The sequence below is a fragment of the Vibrio sp. D173a genome, assembly GCF_030248475.1.
Genome location: NZ_JAHGAH010001437.1, coordinates 1 through 555 on the forward strand (window position 1 = coordinate 1; position 555 = coordinate 555).

Below are 555 nucleotides of genomic sequence, written 5' to 3' on the forward strand. Positions count from 1 at the left end.
GATCTTCGGTGACCGAAATAGTGCAACCGACTACATCTATCAAGAAGAGATCGAAGCGCTGCAGCAGAAAGAGGTGCTAACCCGACTAGATTTGGCGTTCTCACGCGACCAAGAACAGAAGGTTTATGTACAAGATAAGATGCGTGAAAGCGGGGCTGAACTGTTTGCTTGGCTAGAACGTGGTGGCTACTTCTTCGTATGTGGTGATGCTTACTACATGGCGAAAGACGTAGACAAGGCACTGCATGACATCATTGCTGAACATGGCGGACTTGATGACGAGGGCGCAAAAGCCTACGTCAACAAACTCAAGAAGCAGAAACGCTACGTACGTGATGTCTACTAGGTCTTTAGGTTCTAGCTAACACATTAAAAATAAAAGGATCTCGATAGGGATCCTTTTTCCTTTTTAAGTCATATAATTAACCTTCAGTATCACGACGATCATAAATGGGTAAGCCGTATACGCCCATTCAAACCAAAGAAAATAACAATGAAACGAGTCGTCTTGCTCTCTACTCTTCTCATCGGCCTTGCTGGCTGTAGCCAAGGAAA

At 44.7% G+C, this 555-nt stretch carries 1 pseudogene; it reads left to right on the forward strand.

From position 1 onward, the window contains the following. A pseudogene (locus KIV40_RS33900) lies at window positions 1–346 on the forward strand (sulfite reductase subunit alpha); the annotation flags it as partial. Between the last annotated feature and the right edge of the window lie 209 nt (window positions 347–555).